Origin of the sequence: Acidiphilium sp. C61, from assembly GCF_905116885.1 — a bacterium.
Taxonomy (GTDB): domain Bacteria; phylum Pseudomonadota; class Alphaproteobacteria; order Acetobacterales; family Acetobacteraceae; genus Acidiphilium.
In genome coordinates, this window is sequence record NZ_CAJHNI010000005.1 from 887,001 (window position 1) to 906,547 (window position 19,547).

12 protein-coding genes are annotated in these 19,547 nt (G+C 63.5%); 10 read left to right on the forward strand and 2 right to left on the reverse strand.

What is annotated here, in order from left to right; genetic code table 11:
* The first annotated feature begins 123 nt into the window (after positions 1-123).
* The 4 genes from HUW10_RS06990 (at position 124) to HUW10_RS07005 (ending at position 4,781) form a co-directional block, all read left to right on the forward strand.
* Positions 124-1,335 (forward strand): glycosyltransferase family 1 protein, encoded by a 1,212-nt coding sequence (locus tag HUW10_RS06990; protein WP_236656267.1) that lies wholly within the window; start codon positions 124-126, stop codon positions 1,333-1,335.
* Positions 1,332-2,414, forward strand: coding sequence for a hypothetical protein (locus HUW10_RS06995; RefSeq protein ID WP_201712593.1), 1,083 nt, complete (start codon positions 1,332-1,334; stop codon positions 2,412-2,414). The genes HUW10_RS06990 and HUW10_RS06995 overlap by 4 nt, the downstream gene beginning before the upstream one ends.
* A 373-nt stretch (positions 2,415-2,787) precedes the next feature.
* Positions 2,788-3,786 carry a GNAT family N-acetyltransferase gene (locus tag HUW10_RS07000; RefSeq protein WP_174502838.1) on the forward strand — a complete coding sequence of 333 codons (999 nt, stop codon included), beginning with the start codon at positions 2,788-2,790 and terminating at the stop codon, positions 3,784-3,786.
* Entirely contained in the window at positions 3,783-4,781 is a 999-nt protein-coding gene (locus HUW10_RS07005; protein ID WP_174502839.1) for an NAD(P)-dependent oxidoreductase, read from the forward strand. The genes HUW10_RS07000 and HUW10_RS07005 overlap by 4 nt, the downstream gene beginning before the upstream one ends.
* On the opposite strand, the gene HUW10_RS07010 is transcribed toward HUW10_RS07005, so the two are convergent.
* Positions 4,727-5,038, reverse strand: a complete 312-nt coding sequence (locus HUW10_RS07010; RefSeq protein WP_174502136.1) for a hypothetical protein — start codon at positions 5,036-5,038, stop codon at positions 4,727-4,729. The two genes, HUW10_RS07005 and HUW10_RS07010, sit on opposite strands and share 55 nt — an antisense overlap.
* Here HUW10_RS07010 and HUW10_RS07015 point away from each other — a divergent pair.
* Positions 4,931-6,073 (forward strand): capsule biosynthesis protein, encoded by a 1,143-nt coding sequence (locus HUW10_RS07015; protein WP_236656504.1) that lies wholly within the window; start codon positions 4,931-4,933, stop codon positions 6,071-6,073. The two genes, HUW10_RS07010 and HUW10_RS07015, sit on opposite strands and share 108 nt — an antisense overlap.
* Positions 6,074-6,228: 155 nt before the next feature.
* Here the strand turns inward: HUW10_RS07015 and HUW10_RS07020 are convergent, their stop codons facing one another.
* Positions 6,229-7,548: a polysaccharide biosynthesis/export family protein gene (locus tag HUW10_RS07020; RefSeq protein ID WP_201712594.1), complete on the reverse strand. Its 1,320-nt coding sequence runs from the start codon at positions 7,546-7,548 to the stop codon at positions 6,229-6,231.
* 443 nt (positions 7,549-7,991) lie between these two features.
* On the opposite strand from HUW10_RS07020, the gene HUW10_RS07025 reads away from it, so the two are divergent.
* From HUW10_RS07025 to HUW10_RS07045, 5 genes are all read left to right on the forward strand, one after another.
* Positions 7,992-15,434, forward strand: coding sequence for a type I polyketide synthase (locus tag HUW10_RS07025; RefSeq protein WP_174502840.1), 7,443 nt, complete (start codon positions 7,992-7,994; stop codon positions 15,432-15,434).
* Positions 15,431-16,744: an aminotransferase class I/II-fold pyridoxal phosphate-dependent enzyme gene (locus HUW10_RS07030; protein WP_174502841.1), complete on the forward strand. Its 1,314-nt coding sequence runs from the start codon at positions 15,431-15,433 to the stop codon at positions 16,742-16,744. The genes HUW10_RS07025 and HUW10_RS07030 overlap by 4 nt, the downstream gene beginning before the upstream one ends.
* Before the next feature lie 146 nt (positions 16,745-16,890).
* Positions 16,891-18,009: a capsule biosynthesis protein gene (locus tag HUW10_RS07035; protein WP_174502842.1), complete on the forward strand. Its 1,119-nt coding sequence runs from the start codon at positions 16,891-16,893 to the stop codon at positions 18,007-18,009.
* Positions 17,999-18,790, forward strand: a complete 792-nt coding sequence (locus HUW10_RS07040) for an ABC transporter permease (RefSeq protein ID WP_174502843.1) — start codon at positions 17,999-18,001, stop codon at positions 18,788-18,790. The genes HUW10_RS07035 and HUW10_RS07040 overlap by 11 nt, the downstream gene beginning before the upstream one ends.
* Before the next feature lie 8 nt (positions 18,791-18,798).
* A complete protein-coding gene (locus HUW10_RS07045) occupies positions 18,799-19,452 on the forward strand; it encodes an ABC transporter ATP-binding protein (protein ID WP_174502844.1) in 654 nt (217 codons plus the stop codon).
* The last annotated feature ends 95 nt before the right edge of the window (positions 19,453-19,547 follow it).

The following is a 19,547-nucleotide window of genomic DNA, read 5'->3' on the forward strand; positions in this document are numbered from 1 at the left end:
CCCCGATCAAGCGCATCCGTGTTATCGTTTCGTGATACCCGAATGCGGCCGGCTATCGGCAGCGCAGACGGAGATACGGGCGGATTGGCGTTTGCCGCGTCGGGCATGGTAGAGGCGCGATCGATGGGACAGGCTGAAATCATGCGGCGCGGGGCGTCAGATAGCGGACAGGCCGAGTTGTTGTTCGATGTCACCCGGCTTGCCGGCCGGCTGATCGACGGCAAGCGGCCGACAGGGATAGACCGGGTCAGCCTCGCCTACTTGCGACAATTCGGGACCGGTGCGGCAGCTCTGGTCCGCCATCGGGGGCGCTGGGTGCAGATCCGCGGCCAGGCGGCGCAGCGCCTGTTCGACGCCCTGTGCGGTGAGACCGAGACGGCGGCGCGATTGGTGCGCACCCTCGTCGCAACGCATTTTGTCGCCCCGCGCCGGATCAGATCGGGATCGATTCTGTTCAACACCGGCCATAGCGGACTGGACGAGCCAAGCTATGGCGCCATGGTCAGGCGCCTGGGGCTACGGCCAATCTACTTCCTCCACGACCTGATCCCGATCACCCACCCCGAATATTGCCGGGCCGGCGAAACTGCCCGCCATGAAATCCGGCTTTCCACCATGCTCGCGACCGGGGCTGGACTGGTGGTCAACTCGGAGATGACAGCGCGCGATCTGACCCGCCATGCCGAGGAACGGGGCATGGAGTTGCCACCGCTCGTTGTCGCGCCGCTTGGAACCGAACCCCTGCCCCTGCCCGCGGCAAGGATGCGGGAGGAGGCTCCCTATTTCGTGATGCTGGGGACCATCGAGCCACGCAAGAATCATCTCGCCATGCTGCATCTGTGGCGCCGGATGCTGGAGACGAACCGCGCCGAAACGGTTCCCTCGCTCATCATCATCGGCCAGCGCGGCTGGGAGTGCGAGCAGGTGATCGACCTGCTGGAGCGCTGCGTTGTGCTGCGCGGCAAGGTCCGGGAGCTGAACGGGTGCGATGACGACACGCTGGCCGCGTGGCTCGCCGGGGCGCGGGCATTGCTGTTTCCCTCTTTCGTCGAGGGATTCGGCATGCCGCTGGCCGAAGCCCTCGCCCTTGGGGTTCCGGCGATCGCGAGCGACCTGCCGGTGTTCCGCGAGGTGGCCGGCGATATTCCGGACTATCTCGACCCGCTGGACGGTCCGGCCTGGCAACGCCGCATCCTCGATTACGCCATGCCCGGGAGCGTGGCGCGGGACGCGCAGATGACGCGGCTACGCCATTATGCAGCTCCCGGCTGGGCCGAGCATTTCCGGATCGTCGGCGATTTTCTTGCCCAACTCGATCGCGGACTTGCGGCATGAACGAGCCGCCCGGCCCCTTGCCCACGCCCATGCCCACGCCCTTGGCCATGCCCCTGGCCGATTGGCCGGAGATTGTTACCGTCCATGGCTTTCCACGATGGAAATGGCGGTATGTGCGTCGCTGCCTGCCGGGCCGGCAGCTGAGATTCGTTGGCGCCTGTGCCAGGGCGCCCGATTCAGGCGGCGTGCTGCTCTGGGGCATGACGCCGGCGCCGGCGGGGATGCGGGCGGATCTGCCGGTCGCACGCCTGGAGGATGGGTTCCTGCGGTCGGTCGGGCTTGGTGCCGAACTGACGAGGCCGCTCTCCTGGGTGATCGACCGGCACGGCCTTTATTACGATTCGTCCCGGCCATCCGGTCTCGAACTATTGCTCGAGACCTGCCCCATGTCCGAGGCGCTGCGGGCGCGGGCCGCAGCGCTGCGACACACGGTGCTTCGGGCAGGGCTGACGAAATACAATCTCGCCGGACCGCAATGGCGACGGCCCCCGGGCGGGCGGGACGTGGTTCTGGTGCCCGGGCAGGTGGAAAGCGACGCGTCCCTCGCGTTCGGCGCGCCGGGCTTGAGGTCGAATATCGGGCTCTTGCAAGCCGTGCGTGCCGCGAAGCCGGAGGCGTATCTCGTCTACAAGCCTCACCCCGACGTCGTCGCCCGCCTGCGCCGCGCCGGCGCCGAGGAGGCCCGCGCCGCCGATATCGCCGACGAGGTGATTACCGACGCCCCGATGCACAGCGTGCTGGATTCGGTGGACGAGGTTCATGTGATGACCTCCCTCGCCGGCTTCGAGGCATTGCTGCGCGGCCGGCGGGTGGTTTGCCATGGCCAGCCCTTCTATGCCGGCTGGGGGCTGACGGAAGACAGGCTGCCGATCGCGCGCCGGACGCGCCGGCTCAGCCTCGATGAACTCGTGGCCGGCGCTCTGATCCTCTATCCCGTCTATATCGGTGCCACGTCGCCGATCGCGCCGGAAGACGCACTGGCCGAACTTGCCTCCTGGAAGGCGCGCGATGCCGGGACAGCTCGGCCGTTTCAGGAGATCTATCGCATCTTGCTGCGTCTCTTCATCGGGGTGCGATAGAGCGCTTTCCGAACCTTTCGGATCGGATGTGGTGCTCTATCGTATTGGTAAGCCGAGTATCTTTATCCGATCATATGACTCCATCTGGTCGGATGATGCCAAGCCACCGCCGACGAGACAGATCTGAATCGCCGGGCGGAGCGTTCACCTCTTTATTGCGGCCGGCAAACGTGACAAAGAATTACGAGGCGGTAGTACTCATGATGGAGCGGGCGTGGCGAACCGGCGGTTAAGGGCAGAAATCTACCAACGGATCGCAGATGTTCCTGGTCAAATCTGGGATGAGCTCATTGCCGGCTCACATGAAACGTTAAGCCGCGATTTCTGGAACGTACTCGAAGCTTCAAATCTTAACGATTTTGTATATCGGTATGTGCTGTTCTTCGACGAGCAGGGGCGCGCCGCAGGGCTGAGCAGTTTTTATAACGTCACCACCGATATCGCGATCTTCGCAACCGGGGTGCTGCGCAGGCTGCTGGACGGAATACGCCGGATATTTCCGAATTTCCTGAAGCTGCGCATGCTCGAATGCGGCACGCCCATCACCATCACCAGCCCGCCTTTCGTGCGCCGCGCCGACATCGACGATGCGGACATCGTCGCCGCCCTACACGAGGTGCTGATGCGGGTGGCGCGGCAGGAAGGGCAGCTGTTCATCGTCGTCCGTGATTTCGAGCCGGAAAGCTTTGCCCTGGAAACCGATTTCCGCCGGCACGGCTATCACTGGATCGGCAGCCTGCCCAATACCTATATCGAAAATACATGGAATAGCCCGGACGCCTATCTCGGCGCGATGCGGAGCTATTTCCGCAGCAAGCTGAAAAAGCACCTGCGCCGGAACGTCGAGGCCGGCGTGACCCATCTTCTGGTCGAGGATTTCGACGAGCTTGCCACCACGCTGCATCAACAATGGATGGTGGTTCACGAAAACGCGAAGGAATTCCAGCGCGAGGTGCTGACGCCGGCTTTCTATCGCCAGTTTGCGCGCATCATGGGCTCCCGCTCGAAGGTATTGCTGTTCTATCGGCATGGCGAGCTGACCGGCCACGCCCTGCTGATGGTGGATGGCGACATGCTGCGCTGGCTCTATGTCGGCCGCGACATTGCCGCAAACGACAATCTTTATCTGTATATCGCGCAGAAAGTGGTCGAGACGGCGATCGATCTCGGCGTCCGGCGACTCGAAATGGGGCTGACCACCTACCCGATCAAGCAGGATCTCGGCGCGGAGGTCATACCGATCCGGGTTGCGGTGCGGGCGCGCTGGGGACTCATCAACCCGTTCGTCGGGCTTGGCTACAATCTGCTGAACGAAGTGCCCGCGCCCGCGCCCAGGGAGATTTTCAAGACCGCCACGGGCGCGGCGGCATGAGCATCGCCGAACCCGTTCTGGTCACCGGCGCTACCGGGTTCATCGGCGGTCATCTGGCCGCACGGCTTCGCAGCATGGGCGCGCGGCCCCGGTTGCTTGTGCGCGATCCATCCGGATTGCGGAGCGATCTTCGCGATTCGGCGGACATCATCACCGGCGACATGGCCGCCTCGGGCCGGCTCAGGCAGGCCGTGCGCGGTGCCGGGACGATCTTTCATTGCGCCGCCAACGTGAACACCTGGGATCGCTGGCCGGCCTATGCGGCGGCGAATATCGCCGGCATCAGCAACCTGCTCGACGCCATTGCCGCCGAACGGGCAACTCCGGCGCGGCTTGTGCATCTGTCATCGGTGGATGTGTATGGATTTCCCAGCGAGGCCGCGACGGAGGGGGCCCCTGCAACCGGCGGCGCCTTCCTGTATGGCCGCAGCAAAGCCGCCGGTGAGGCGGTGCTGCGCGAAAAGGCGGCGAGGCTCGGCGTGCCGACAGTGATCCTGCGGCCGACCAATGTGATCGGGCCGGGAAGCCAGTTCATCCGCCGGATCGGTGACGAACTCCGGCGCGGGCTGATGCTGACCATCGATGGCGGCAGGGCGGATTGCGGTTTTCTTTACATCCAGAACCTGATCGACTGCGTGATCTGGGCGGCGATGGCGCCCGCGACGATCGGCAGGTGCTTCAATGTCCGCGATCCGGCATCGATCGGCTGGGACCGGTTCGTGCGGGATCTCCGCGCGGGGATCGAGGGGCGCGGGATCGTCATCAACCTGCCGTTTCACCTGGCCGATGCCGCTGCCATGCTCGCCGAACTGCCATGGCGCGCCCGCCTGCTCGGTGGCGAACCCCTCCTCCACCGCCTGCTGGTGCGGATTTTCGGCCGCACCTGCGGGCACGATATTTCAGCGCTGCGAGACGCCGGCGCCCCTCTAGGAGGGGTCGGCTACGAAGAGGCGATGCGGCACTCGATCGGCTGGTACAGGGAGATAGCGGCATGACGGAGACAGGCCGCCACGTCGTTTTCCTCCAGGGCATGCCCTGCGCCTTTTTTAAGGATGTTGCCACCCGTCTGCGCGAAGCGGGGCTGCGCACGACGCGGATCAATCTCTGCACCGGCGATGCGCTGTTCTGGCGCGGTCCCGATGCGGTGAATTACCGGGGAACATACAAGAACTGGCCAGACTTCATCGCCGGCTTTTTCGAGCGCGAGAGGGTTACCGATCTCGTCCTGCTCGGCGAACAGCGATATTATCATCGCGAGGCCGTCGAGGCGGCGAAAGCGCGCAGCATTACCGTGACGGTCACCGATTTCGGCTATCTCCGGCCGGACTGGATCACCTTCGAACGCGACGGCATGAGCGGCGGGTCTCACTTTCCACGCGACCCGGCTGCAATCCGGCGCCTGGCGAAAGGCCTGCCGGAGCCGGACTGGACGGCGCAGTATGCCGATGGCGGCGTCCGCATGGCCTGCGGCGATCTTCTGCATAATTTCGCCAACGTGCTGCTGGGGTGGCTCTACCCGTTCTACCGGCGGAGCGACCGGCGGCCGCATACGCTTCTTTATACCGCTTCCTGCGCGGTTCGGCTCTACGCCAACAGGCGGTTGCGCGAGGCGGCGGAACTGTTCGTGAAAGACATCTCGACCTCGGGGGCGCGGTATTATGTTTTTCCGCTGCAACTGAATTTCGATTTCCAGATCATCGCCTATTCGGATTTCGACGGCGTCGGGGATGCAATCCGCATGGTGCTGGCATCCTTCGCCCGGCACGCGCCGGAAGACGCCCAGCTGGTTCTCAAGGAACACCCATGGGATCCGGCCCTGGTGCAATGGCAGACATTGATGAGCGAGATCGCCGCCACGCTCGGCATCTCCGGGCGCGTTCACTACCTCCGAGGTGGCAATCTCGATGATCTGATCCGCGGTGCCAGCGGGGTCGTGACCGTTAACAGCACGTCAGGCATTCGCGCGCTGCAGCTTGGCCGCCCTCTCAAGGTGCTGGGGCAGGCCGTTTTCGATATTCCCGGGATCAGTTTCCAGGGCACGCTCGATGCGTTCTGGTCGGATGGCACCATCCCGGATGCCGAATTGGTGCGTGATTTTCTGCTCGCATTGTCTCACACGGTGCAAATTCGCGGAACATTTTTTGGAAAGGCCGGCTTGACCGCAGCCGTCAACAGCGCCGCCTGGCGATTGGTGAATAATCGCGTTGGTGAACTCGAAATCGAGGGCCGTAAACTGACGCCACATGAACACCCGGCGCTCATGGTGCCGCAGCACGACGCGATTTAGAACATCATCCCGTCAGATGGCGTCATCTGAACGGACAAGGATGCTGTATTTATCAATGCTCTAGGCCAGGACCTGGGCGTTAATTCCTCTATCCACGGCTCCACCGCGCAAATGCTGCGAGGCCGCAGAACGGTCGGGCCGGATGCAAGCGGCGGCTACTTGATGATGCCTGCGCTCTGCAGGGTCTGGAACGGATAGACGATCGAGCTGACCACGTTGAGGACCTTCTGCAGATCGGCCACCGGCGCATTGCTCACATAAATCAGGTCGTCGTTATGCACGGGGAAGGTTTCGGCTGCGAAGAATGTCGCCGGATCGCGCAGATCGAACTGGAAAATCACCGGCACCTTGCCACGAACCAGCGTCTTCGGCGGCATCGGCCATTTGAGTGCGTCGGGCCTGGCAAAACGGAACAGGAACACCCCTGCCGGATTGGACCGGTTGTCGTTAAGGCCGCCAGACCTTGCAATCGCCTGGGCGAGCGAGATTCCACTCGCCTCGAAACTGACTTCGGCATTCCGGCCGGCGGCGCCGAGAATGGTGAAGCTGAGCGGCTGGTACAACGCGGTGACCACGTCGCCACCACGCAGCGGCACGTTTTCCGAAGGATCCTTGAGGATGGTCTCGAGCGGCAACACCGCAACCTTGCCGTCCCGCGAAAGCTGGATGGAGGTCTTGCTGACCGGCCTCGACACTCCTCCCGCCATCGCAAGCGCCCGCAACAGACGCACGCCGCCGGGGGTTACCGGCACTTCCATGCTGCGCCGCACGTCGCCAACAACGGTAATGTCTTGCGTGTTGTTGCTGGCGAGACGCACGATCACCTGCGGCTCATTCGCCTTGCCTGCCAGCCGTCCGGCGATCCGGGACTCGATCTGCGCAACGGTCAGCCCGGCGACATGGATCGTCCCTGCGAAGGGCACCCGGATATCGCCCGCATTGTCCACTGTCTGCGGCGGCAGCGATACGGTACCGGTTCCGCCGCCCGTGAGCCCCATCGCCGTCGCGGTCTGCGAGGTGAACAGCACGGCCGGCGGCGCTTCCCAGATGTAGATCGCCAGGACATCCCCGGCCGCAACCTCGTGATCGGCATGCACGGGGCCGGAAAACGATGCCGAGAACCGCGCCTGTCTTGCCTCCTGCCGCAGGTCGGCAGCGATCCCGTAATTCACCCTGACCAGTTCGATGCCGTGCAACGACGCGGCCGTCGGCGCCGATTCGATCGCCCCCGTGCGAGGCCCCGCGCTTGGCAGGTATCGCGAGCAACCGGCAAGCCCCAGGCTTGCCCCAATGCCGACCGCCAGGGAAAGGACGCGAAGCGATGAACCGATCATATGCCGATCATTTCCGAGCAAAGGACCGGCTGGACACGGTGATACCATCTGTTCGGCTTCGGCAAGACGACATGATCCCTTCCAACCACCATGACTGGTGCAGACGCGCCCCGGTTCTAACCGAACCTCGTTCGCGCGCAAGGGCGGCCGTCGCGAAAAGGGAAATGTGCCAGGCAAAACAACATGCGGTCGTCCCTCGCAGTTCACGGGCGATTTCAGATCGAGGCATGCTGGTCAGATATCGGTGTCTCCGACATTCCTGTTGAAATCGAGTGCCACCGGATTGAAACACGGGGACCCGGCTATTGTGCCGCCAGGCGCCGGTATGGCGGCGGCGGCCTGAGAGGGGAAGGAGGAGGGCCCTGCGTCGCCACAATGCTGACCCGCACCACAAACATGATCGTGAGATACCGTTGCCGTTTGTTTTCGGTTGTCCCATTGCTGTCTTGGCCTGATGCCAGGATATAGGCTATAGACGTAGATGTTTTCCCGTCTAAAACAAAGAAAATCGTCTCACTATAAGAGAAGTCGCGTTTTTTAAACACTTTCACGGGCGTATCACAATTGAGTTCAAGACTTCGAGAATGCGGGCCGTAGTTTCCGAGACCTCGCCGATTGCGATCGTCGGTATGTCGCTGCGCTTGCCCGGTGGAATTTGCAGCGCCGACGATCTGTGGCGCGCGCTCTGCGACGGTCGCGATCTTGTGACCGAAATCGGGGACGATCGTTGGCCGGTCGGGCTGTTGACGCACCCGAGGCGCAACGAACCGGGCCGCAGCATCACCTTCAATGCCGGGGTGATCGAGCGCATCGGCGCGTTCGATGCGCAATTTTTCGGCATTTCGCCGCGCGAAGCGGAATTGATGGACCCGCAGCAGCGGCTCCTGCTCGAACTCGCCTGGGAGGCGTTAGAGGATGCCGGCATTCCGCCCTCGCGCATGGCGGGGACCGACTGCGCGGTGTATCTCGGGATATCCGGGCTGGACCATGGCGTTCGACTGGTTGACGACCTCGCGACACTGACAGCGCACACCATGACCGGCAACACGATGAGCGTTGCCGCAAACCGCATCTCCTACGTGATGGACCTGCGCGGGCCGAGCGTTGCGGTCGATACCGCGTGTTCGTCATCGCTGGTCGCGCTGCATCATGCATGCCTTGCCCTGAGGACCGGCGAGGCCGGGACGGCGCTCGTCGGCGGTGTCAATCTTCTCCTCCATCCCTACCCTTTCATCGGTTTCACCAAAGCCTCGATGCTTTCGGCCAGCGGCCGCTGCCGTTCGTTTGCCGAGGGCGGGGATGGCTATGTCCGTGCCGAGGGCGGCGGCATGTTCGTGCTCAAGCCGTTGGCCGCGGCAGAGCGGGATGGAGACCGGATTCTCGGCGTCATCCGCGCAACCGGCGTCAATACCGATGGCGCACGCAAGACCGGCCTGACCATTCCGAGCGGAGAGGCCCAGCAGGAACTGATGAGTCGGGTGCTCGCCGAGAGCGGTCTGGCGGCTTCGGACATCGATTATCTCGAAGCCCACGGCACCGGCACGAAGGTCGGCGACCCGATCGAGGCGGCCGCAATCGGCAGGGTCTACGGGCAGAAGCGAAACGGCGCCCTGCCCATCGGCTCGGTCAAGAGCAATCTGGGCCATATGGAGGCAGCGGCCGGCGTTGCCGGCCTCGCCAAGGCGCTGCTTGTGGCAAGGCATGGCGCCGTTCCGCCCACCCTGCATGCGGAGACGCTGAACCGGGCGATCGATTTCGAGGGACTCGGGATCGACGTGGTCCGCCGGCGACAGGCGCTCCCTTCGGTCGGCTCAAGGCGGGTCGCGGTCAATTCCTTCGGCTTCGGCGGCGTGAATGGCCATGCGATCATCGAAGTGGGCGAGGACGCGCGCGTCGAGGCCACGATGCCGACAGAAGGGCAGGCCCAGCCGCTGGTCCTCTCGGCACAGGATCCAGCCGCGTTGCGGGCGCTGGCCGGACACTATGCCGAATGCCTGAAGGCGGCGCCGGATCGCGGCAGCATTGCCCATGCCGCCTGGACTCGGCGCGACTGGCTCCGCGAACGGCTGGCCATCGTCGATGTCGAGGACGAGGACCAGCGCGCCGCCCTGCTGGCCTTCTCATCCGGCGAGGACTCTCCCGGCGTGGTCCGCGCCACCGCGCTCGCCCGTCCGGCCAGGACGGCCTTCATCTATTCCGGCAACGGCGCGCAATGGACCGGGATGGGCCGCCGGCTGCTGCGCGACTGGCCGGCATTCGCCCGCGATGTTGCCGACATCGCTTCATTGGTAAGGCAGATGGGCGGACCTGACATACTGGCAGCCCTCGCCGCGGATGAGACCTCGTTGTTCGAGGATACCGCGATTGCCCAGCCTGCGCTGTTTGCCGTGCAAGTCGCGGCGACGAACCGGCTGCGCGATCTTGGCATCGCCGCCGAAGCCGCCATGGGGCACAGCGTTGGCGAGATCGCCGCGGCATGGGCTGCCGGCGCGCTGGGGATCGAGGCGGCCTGCCGCGTGATCGTCGCCCGCAGCCAGGCGCAGGCGCTGACCCGCGGCACCGGCAGGATGGCAGCCGCGGCGCTCGGTATCGCGGCGATGCGCGCCCGGCTTGCCGAACTCGGTCTTGCCGAGGAGATCGAGATCGCCGCCGAGAACAGCCCCGGCAACGTCACGGTCACCGGCAGCGTCGAATCCCTCGAAATCCTTGCCGGGGCGATGGGTGACACATTCTACCGGCTGCTCGATCTCGATTACGGGTTCCACAGCAGCCGGATGGATCCGATTCGGGACAGATTGCTGACCGATCTGGAGACGCTGAAACCGGGCGCGGCAGAGGCGGGATTCTATTCCAGCGTCACCGGTACCAAGCTCGACGCAGCGGAGCTTGGTGCGGAATACTGGTGGCGCAACGTGCGCGAACCCGTGCGCTTCGGCCCCGCCATGGCAGCACTTTGCGCCGACGGTTTTCGTATCTTCATCGAAATTGGCCCGCAGGCGATCCTGCAACGCTACATCGCGGAGTCGCTCGACGCCGCCGGCACCGAGGGAACCGCCATCGCCATAGCGCCTCGTCGGGACGACACGGCGCAAGCCCTGCGGATCGCGGCATTGCGGGCGACGCTGTCCGGCGCAACGACGAACCTGGCGGCCTATTTCCCGACGACGCCGGCCCCGCACGTCCCCCTGCCCGCCTATCCCTGGCAGCGCGAGGATTTCCGCATTTCCGCGACGACTGAGCGATTCGGCCTGTTCGACCGTATCGCCATCCACCCCCTGCTCGGCTACCGGCTACGCGATCTGCCGGCGGGCTGGGAAGTCCAGCTCGATCCGGCGACACTGCCGATGCTGGCGGATCATCGGGTGGGCGATGCGGTGGTGCTGCCCGGCGCGGCCTATCTCGAAATGGCGCTGGCCGCCGCCCGGGAATGGTATGGTGCGGGCGGGCAGATCGTCGAGGAACTCGACATCCTGGCGCCCGTCGCTTTCGATGGCGAACATGGACGCACATTGAGGCTGACCTTTTCGCCCGCGGATCTGCGTTTCCGGATCGAGGGACGGCAACGCCTTGCCGATACACCGTGGACCCTGCACGCCCAGGGACGACTTCTCGGCGCACCCACATCTCCCGCCGTGCCCGCCATTGAAGCGCCTGGACAGGGGAGTGCGACGATCGAGGGGGCTGCGCATTACGCACATGCCCGGTCGATCGGCCTTCAATATGGTCCAGCCTTCCGCGGCATCTTGGATATCGCCGTGGAGGGGCAGGTTCTGCGCGCCCGCCTCGCCTGGGCCGAGGACGCAACGGCGCAGGATGGCTTTATCCTGCATCCAGCCATCGTCGATCAATGCTTTCAGTCGGTGCTTGGCTGGCTTGCCGGCGACGAGCGCGGCGCGGCGCGGGATATGGCATTCCTGCCCGTCGGTCTTGGCCGGGTTACCGTGCAGCCCGGCGGCGGGCCGGCCGTCGAAATCCGCGCGCTTCTCCTGCGGGCCGGCCAGCGTTCCGCCGCGGCCGACTTCGAGCTGTTCGACGCCGCCGGCATTCTCGTTGCCCGCATCGAATCCGCCCGGTTCCGCGCCGCTCCGCTCGGTAACGGCGCATCGCTTCCCGGATTCTGGATCGGTAGGCCGCATCTCGCCCCCCTGCCCGGCGACACGTTTCCCCTGCCGGCGCTGCGGCCGATCGCCGAGACGCTGCTGGCCGCCGCACAAGGAGCCGAAAATCCGGAGGCAGAGCGATATTTCGCCGAGACGGCAGCACTTTTCGAAATGCTCCCGGTTGCCTTTCTGCGCGATGCGATCGCGGCCGGCGGGCCGGGCTGCATTGACGCCTGGCGTCAGGGGCAGCCGTTCCAGCGCTGGCTTTCGCATCTGGCCGAGGATGAGGGCCTGGCGGGTGAAGATAGCACCGCCGACGACATCCCCCCCACCATGTCGATCTGGGCGTCTGTCCTGGCCGACTGCCCGGTTCTGGCACCCGAGCTTCTGCGGATCGGCCGGATCGGGCAGATGCTTGCTGCCGACCCGATGATCGATCCCGCCCAGATCGCAGCAGAGATCGGACCGCCACCGGACGAGAGCCGCAGCCCGGTTCGTGCCATCGCCAACCGCAGGATTGTGGAGACGGTGGAGCGCCTGATGGCCGGTTGGCCGGAAGGACGGCCGGTGCGGATTCTTGATATCGGTTCGGCAGAGGAGACGATGCTGATCCGCTTGCGCCCGGTGCTTCCGGCGCATGACCTGAAATACGTGATCGCGCGGGCCGATGACGATCTGCGGGCACGGCTCGAACATGATCATGGCGGCGAGGACGTCCGCGTCATTGCGCTTGACGCGCTCGATTTCAGCCTGCTGCGAGATGCCGAGACGACGGCCGGCTTCGACATTGTTGTGGTTCATCATGCGCTGCATGAAGCCCCCCGCCCGGCGCATGCCCTGCGCGAACTGCGCGGGTGCCTTGCCCTCGACGGCGTGTTGATCCTGGCAGGCCGGTCTCCCGACCGTGTCAGCGATTTCTCGCACGGGATCGAGGATCGCTGGTGGCACGACGCCTCCGGCGAGATACAGGGCAGCCTCGTGCCGCCGCAGGACTGGCTTGGCACGCTGGATGACATGGGCTGGACCGAGCTTTGCCTGCTGCCCGATACGGCGGGGGCTCCTCTCGGCCTTGGCAGTTTCGTCATCCTGGCACGTCCGTCGCCACGCGGCGAAGCGCCGTCAGCTTCCCGCGATGATGCCTGCTGGATCATTCCAGACCCGGTTGCTCCGGCCTGGATACCCCTCGCCGACGCGCTTGCCGAGGCGCTGGGCGCGGCCGGGCAGGCCGTGGACAGGGACCCGCTGTTGCCACCCGGCGATCACTACGTGCTGTTCCCAGCCGAACCGGACAAGCTCCCCGACGCCGCATCGCTCGCGCAGGCGTGCGACCGGTTGCGAGAGCAGCTGCTTTCCATCGCGCGTCATGCGCCCGAGGCGCGGGTCTGGATCGTGACCAGCGGCGGCGCGCTGCACGGTGAAACCGGTCTGAACCCGCCAACGGCCGGCGGTGCCGCGATCTGGGCATTGTGCCGGACAGCTGCCAACGAGTTGCATCCCCTGCGCATCTCGCTGATCGACCTGCCGGATGCGGATGCCGGGCTGGCACCGCGCCTGTTGCGCGAGGTGCTGGAGAACCGGGATGAGCCCGAGATCGTGCTGACGCCCGGCTCCCGCCTCGCACTTCGGATGGAGCCGGTCGATCCTGCGAGCCTCGGTATTCCGCTGGCCGGCGACCATGGCTGGCGGCTGGATTTCAGCCTGCCCGGGCAGCTCCGCAACCTGCAATGGCGCCCCTCTGCCAGGCGGGAGCTGCGGCCTGGCGAAGTCGAGATCGAGGCGCGGGCGGCGGGACTGAATTTCCGCGACGTGTTGTACGCGATGGGCCTGCTCGGCGACGAAGCCCTGGAGAATGGGTTCGCCGGCGCAACCCTCGGGCTCGAAGTGGCCGGGCGGATCAGCCGGTGTGGACGGGACGTCGTCGACCTCGCGCCGGGGGATGACGTGCTCGCCTTCGCGGGCGGCAGCTTCGCCAGCCATGTGATCGTTCCTGCCCGCGCCGTGGCGCGCAAGCCCGCACGATGGACCCATGCCGAAGCGGCGACGGTGCCGACGGTGTTCTTCACGGTCTGGTATGCGCTCGCGCATCTGGCGCGTCTCGGCCGGGGCGAGCGGATCCTGATCCATGGCGCGGCGGGTGGGGTCGGGCTGGCGGCAATCCAGATTGCGCGCCATCTCGGCGCCGAGATTTTCGCGAGTGCCGGAAGTGCTGCGAAACGGGCTTTCGTGGAGTTGCTCGGGGCGGATCACGTCATCGATTCGCGCGATCCACATTTCGATCAGGCCATTCTCGACCTGACCAGTGGCGAAGGTGTGGATGTCGTCCTCAACTCGCTGGCGGGCGAGGCCATCCAGCGCAACCTGCGCGCGCTGCGGCCCTTCGGCCGGTTCATCGAACTCGGCAAGCGTGATTTTTACGAGAATACCGCGATCGGGCTGAGGCCGTTCCGTAACAATATCAGCTATTTCGGCGTCGATGCCGACCAGCTGATGAAGGTTCGGCCCGAATTGTCCACGCAGATTTTCCGCGACGTCATGCAGCTTTTCGCCGACGGGACACTGAGCCCGCTGCCGCACCGGATTTTCGCCGCGGACGAGATCGTCGAGGCGTTCCGGCACATGCAGCAGGCAAGGCAGATCGGCAAGATCGTGATCGATCTGGCGACGCCGCCGCGCGACATAAGCCCGGCCGCGCCACCGCCCCGCATGGCCCTCGATCCCGATGCGACCTATCTCGTCACCGGCGGACTGTCCGGTTTCGGCCATGCCTGCGCACTGTGGCTGGCCGAGCGCGGCGCCCGTCATATCGTGCTGCTCAGCCGCCAGGGCCCTGCTGCGCGCGACGCCGAGGAGAGGCTTGCCGCCCTGCGCGCGCGCGGCGCACATTCCATCGCGCTGGCGGCCGATGTGACCGATCGGGAGTCGCTTGCCGCCGCTTTGCGCTCGATAGCCGCGACCATGCCGCCGCTCCGCGGGATCGTTCATGCCGCGATGGTGCTCGACGATGCGTTGCTCGGCAATCTCGACGCCAGCCGGTTCGCCAGCGTTCTTGCGCCGAAACTCGACGGCGCGCGGCACCTGCACGAACTGACGCGGTCGATGCCGATCGACCTGTTCGTGCTGTTCTCGTCGGCGACCACGCTGCTGGGCAACCCCGGTCAGGCGAATTACGTCGCGGCGAACGGCGCGATCGAGGCGCTCGCTCTGCAACGCCGGCGCGAGGGTTTGGCCGCCTGCGCGGTAGCATGGGGGCCGATCGGCGATGTCGGCGTGCTGACCGACAATGCACTGGCGCGTGAGGCGCTGGAAACGCGGCTGGGCGTCGCCCCTCTCGCCGCCGCCAGCGCGCTCGCGCGGCTAGACCTGATCCTTGGCAGCCACCGGACCGGACTCGCGGTCATGGATATCGACGGCGCAGCGCTTCACCGCGCCCTGCCCGCGGCCCAGAGCCGCTTTTTCGACGAACTCCGTCGCCGTTTTGGCAAGGGAGACGCCACCGCGGACGGCGATGATTTCCGCACCCGGCTCCGCGCCCTGCCGCGGGCGGAAGCGCGGATCGAACTGGTGACGGCACTGGCCGCGGAAATCGCCGCGATTCTTCGACTGCCGCCAGACCGGATCGCCCCCACCCAGTCCGTGCTGGAACTCGGGATGGACTCGCTCATGGCGGTGGAGCTATCGCTCGCACTGGAAAAGCGCTTCGGGGTCAGCGTTCCCCCCATGCTGATCAACGAGAATCCCAGCATCGACCGCATTGCCGAACGGGTGCTTGACGGTATTGTCGGCAGCGCCGAGACCGCGGACGCGGTGACCGAACTGGTTCGGGTCATGGCAGCGAGCCATGCCGAGACCGACCAGGATATCAAGATCGACGTGCTCGCCGCACGAGTGCGCGAAGCCGCGGGCGGCGGGAAGGGATTGGCACCATGAGCGACCGCGTCCCCCTTGGCGAGGCCGCCCGCGCCCGATTGCTCGACCGGTTTCGCGGGCAGAAACGCAATGCAGGTCCCTCCGCGCCGCGCATGGACGCGGGAACCCGCGTCCCGGAGGCGTTCCGCCGCTTCGAAAGGATGCCGGCCTATGAACGGCTGCTGGTTTCGCAGACCGCGGCAAGGGAATTCGGCATCGAGAATCCGTATTTCCGCATGCACGATGCCGCCGCAGGCGCGACGACGCAAATCGGCGGGCGAGACTATATCAATTTCTCGAGCTACGATTATCTCGGGCTGAACCGCGATCCTCGGATTACCGCAGCCGCCGAGGCGGCACTCGTCCGCTACGGAACGACGGCTTCGGCAAGCCGGCTTGTGGCGGGCGAACGACCGGTTCACCGCGATCTCGAAGCAGCACTCGCCGCATTTTACGATGCCGAGGATTGCTGCGTCTTCGTCAGCGGCCACGCCACCAATGTGAGCACGATCGGCAGCCTGTTCGGGCCGAAGGATCTGATCCTCCACGATGCTCTCGCGTATAATAGCGTGATCGAGGGCGTGAAGCTTTCAGGCGCGCACCGCCGCAGCTTCCCGCACAATGACTGGGCCGCACTCGACGACGCGCTGCGCGCGGTGCGCGGAGAATTCGAGCGTGTGCTGATCGTCATCGAAGGCCATTACAGCATGGATGGCGACACGCCCGATCTGCCCCGGTTCATCGATATCAAGGAACGGCATGGCGCCTTCCTGATGGTGGACGAGGCCCATTCGCTCGGCGTGCTCGGGCCACGCGGCAAGGGCATCGCCGAAGCCTGCGGCGTTCCGTCGGGCAGTGTGGACATATGGATGGGAACGCTGTCGAAAACCCTGGTTGGCTGCGGCGGCTATGTCGCCGGCAGCCGGGTGCTGATCGAGCTGCTCAAATATACCGCGCCGGGCTTTGTCTACAGTGTCGGCCTGTCGCCGCCACTGGCCGCCGCCTCGCTTGAGGCACTCCGCATTCTCGAGACCGAGCCCGAACGGGTTTCCCGGTTGCGGGCGAATGCCCTTCTGTTTCTCGAAAGCGCGAAGGCGAAAGGCGTTCGCACCGGACACTCGGAGGGACATGCGATCATCTCCGCCATCACCAGATCGTCGCTGAAGGCGACCAGGCTCTCGAACGCGCTGTTTGCCGAGGGGGTGAATGCTCAGCCGATCATCCATCCCGCGGTGGAGGAAAAATCCGCACGCGTGCGGTTCTTCATCAGCGCCGCGCACACTGTCGAACAGATCGAGACAACCGTGAATTTGCTTGAGCGGCGCGGATAACCATGGCCTCGCGACGCTTGAGGTTGCAGCGCCCCTTCGCTATCACCGGTGGAGTGACCATGTCGACACACTCAGACACTGCTCCGCTGGAGCGCCGTGAAACAGGCGCGCACGACACTTCCACACGAAAACTGCCAGGCCAGACAATGGAATTTTTTCGCGGGATCAGCCGCAGGATCAATCGTCTTTTCCTGATCACGGTGATCCTGCCCACGCTGATCGCCTCGGCCTATTACGGTCTCATTGCGAGCAACGTCTACATCTCGGAATCCCGCTTCATCATCTACAATCCGCAGATGACACCGGGTGCCACGTCCGGCATCAGCTCGCTCCTTGCCGGTGCCGGCCTCTCGGGCAACAGCTACGGCGTTTATGCCGTGCAGGATTACCTGCTGTCGCGGAACGCGCTGGCGTCTCTGCAGACATCGCTCGATGTGAAGGCGATGTACAGCTCGCCGCAAATTGACTGGTTCAACCGCTTCGGCGGTCCGCTCTATCTCCGCAAGACATTCGAGAACCTCTACCTCTATTACAAGACGATGGTCTCGGATGGTGTGGATGCCACGTCGAACATCAGCACGATCAAGGTGCAGGCATACACACCGGGCGACGCCGAGCGTATGAATGCACAGCTCCTCAAGCTGGCGCAGCACCTGGTCGACCAGATCAATGCGCGGGCGGATGAGAATTCCGTGCGGTTCTACCAGGCCGAGGTGAACAAGAACGAGGCCAAGGTCGAGGATTCGGCCGTGGCAATGGCGACCTACCGGAACCTTCACGGCGTGTTCAACCCCGCGCCCCAGTCCGCCTTGCAGCTGCAGCTCGTTTCAAAACTGCAAGACCAGCTGATCCAGGAAGAAAGCCGGCTGGCGCAGATGCTGCTGCACACCAGCGATAACCCGCAGATTCCGGCACTCCGCAAGGCGATTGAATCGACGCGCGCGGAAATCGCGAGGCAGACAGCCAAGGTTGCCGGAGCGAGCAACTCACTGGCATCGAAATCGGTGGCCTATGAAAAACTCGCCCTGAGCATGAATTTCGCGGAAAAGGAACTCGCCGCTTCCATCGCCGAACTCGAGCAGGCCCGGATCCGCGCGCAGAAGCAGCAGCTCTTCATCGAAACCGTCGTCACACCGAACCTGCCGGACGAGGCGCTCGAACCCAAAAGGATGCGCGGCATTCTCGCGGTGTTCGTATTGGGTCTGTTTCTCTGGGGCATCTTCAGCGTGATCATCGCCGGGGTGAAAGAACATCATGACCGCTGAAACCGATCTTACCTTCGGTCAGCAACTGCGCATCCAGGGACGTGTGATCTGGGCACTGACGATGCGCGAGGTGATTACCCGATTCGGTCGCGAGGGGATCGGCGCGTTCTGGTTGCTGGCCGAACCGGCGATGTTCGTAATTGGCGTCACGTTGATTTTTTCGTTCACGGAAAGTTTTGGAACATACTCCGTGGCCGAATATATGGCTGTCAGCTATCCAACGTTACTGCTCTGGCGGAACGGAACTGGTCGGGTCATGAAATCCCTCGATGTCAATCGAGCTCTTTTGCATCATCAGCCAATACGACCAATTGATATAATTTATTCACGTATACTTCTCGAGTTTGCCGGCGCATCTGGATCATTTATCGTTCTTTTTGTTATTTTTATTCAACTTGGAATTTGCCAATGGCCGGCAAATTTATTGGCAATGACTCTTGGGTATTTTTTAGTGGTCGCCTTCTCTTTTGCGTTTGTGATGATTATGGCAGCTCTAGCCGAGCTAAGCGAAACAATAGAACGAATATCGCATATAATAACATACCTTATGCTTCCATTTACTGGCGTATTTATTCCTTTGTTTCTTGTTCCCCAACAATTTAGAGGCCTTTTATTGTATTTTCCTCTAATTGATGCCGTTGAATATTTTCATTTTGGCTATTACGGGAACAGGCTGCCAACGTTTTTTCACATCGGATACACAATTTTTTCAATCACAGGGATGATTTTGGTTTCATACGCTTTAGTCAATATTTCTGTACGAAAAGTTCAGCTAAGTTGACTGCCGTCATGCTTGAACTGGTCGATGTGTGCAAGCGCTATCCGATCAATCATGGTCGTGGTGAACGTGTGATCCTCGACCATGTCAATCTGCGGGTGGAGCGGGGCGAGAAATGGGGCATCCTGGGCCGGAATGGCGCTGGCAAGTCGACCATGATCCGAATCATCAGCGGGTCCGACCGGCCGCATAGCGGACGCGTCATCAAGGATATGTCGGTGTCATGGCCGCTTGCCTTCGGCGACGCGTTTCAGGGCAGCCTGACGGGGCGGGACAATGCGCGTTTGATCTCGCGTGTATACGGCGTCGATTTCCAGAATACACTGAACGAGGTTGAGTGCTTCGCCGAGCTCGGCTCCTATCTCAATGAGCCGGTCAAGACATATTCCTCGGGTATGCGGGCAAGGCTTGCCTTTGCCATTTCGATGGCGATTGAATTCGACTGCTTCCTGATCGACGAAGGTATGTCCGTCGGAGATCATCGCTTTGCGCGGAAATGCGATGTCGAACTCTTTGAGAAGCGTGCAGACCGGGCAATGATCATTGTGGCACACCAGACAGATCTGATACGGGAACATTGCGATCGCGCGGCGGTTCTTGAGGGTGGAAAACTGCAAATTTTCAACTCTGTAGACGACGCGATCGAAGCATATCGATCTCTGTGATGGAACATTGCCATGCAAATCACTTTGTGGTTTACCATCGCCAAAACGCGAATATTTTTGGATCGTAAAAATATCTATATTTTAGAAATTTAAAT

Excerpts from the sequence above, each read along its gene's own strand:
- HUW10_RS06990 (WP_236656267.1), top strand. The coding sequence starts at position 124 with ATGGGACAGGCTGAAATCATGCGGCGCGGGGCGTCAGATAGCGGACAG.
- HUW10_RS06995 (WP_201712593.1), top strand. The coding sequence starts at position 1,332 with ATGAACGAGCCGCCCGGCCCCTTGCCCACGCCCATGCCCACGCCCTTG.
- HUW10_RS07005 (WP_174502839.1), top strand. The coding sequence starts at position 3,783 with ATGAGCATCGCCGAACCCGTTCTGGTCACCGGCGCTACCGGGTTCATC.
- HUW10_RS07010 (WP_174502136.1), bottom strand. The coding sequence starts at position 5,038 with ATGATAATATCGCTGTTCGCCGAGCAGGACGAGATCGGTAACCCTCTC.
- HUW10_RS07025 (WP_174502840.1), top strand. The coding sequence starts at position 7,992 with ATGCGGGCCGTAGTTTCCGAGACCTCGCCGATTGCGATCGTCGGTATG.
- HUW10_RS07030 (WP_174502841.1), top strand. The coding sequence starts at position 15,431 with ATGAGCGACCGCGTCCCCCTTGGCGAGGCCGCCCGCGCCCGATTGCTC.
- HUW10_RS07035 (WP_174502842.1), top strand. The coding sequence starts at position 16,891 with ATGGAATTTTTTCGCGGGATCAGCCGCAGGATCAATCGTCTTTTCCTG.
- HUW10_RS07040 (WP_174502843.1), top strand. The coding sequence starts at position 17,999 with ATGACCGCTGAAACCGATCTTACCTTCGGTCAGCAACTGCGCATCCAG.
- HUW10_RS07045 (WP_174502844.1), top strand. The coding sequence starts at position 18,799 with ATGCTTGAACTGGTCGATGTGTGCAAGCGCTATCCGATCAATCATGGT.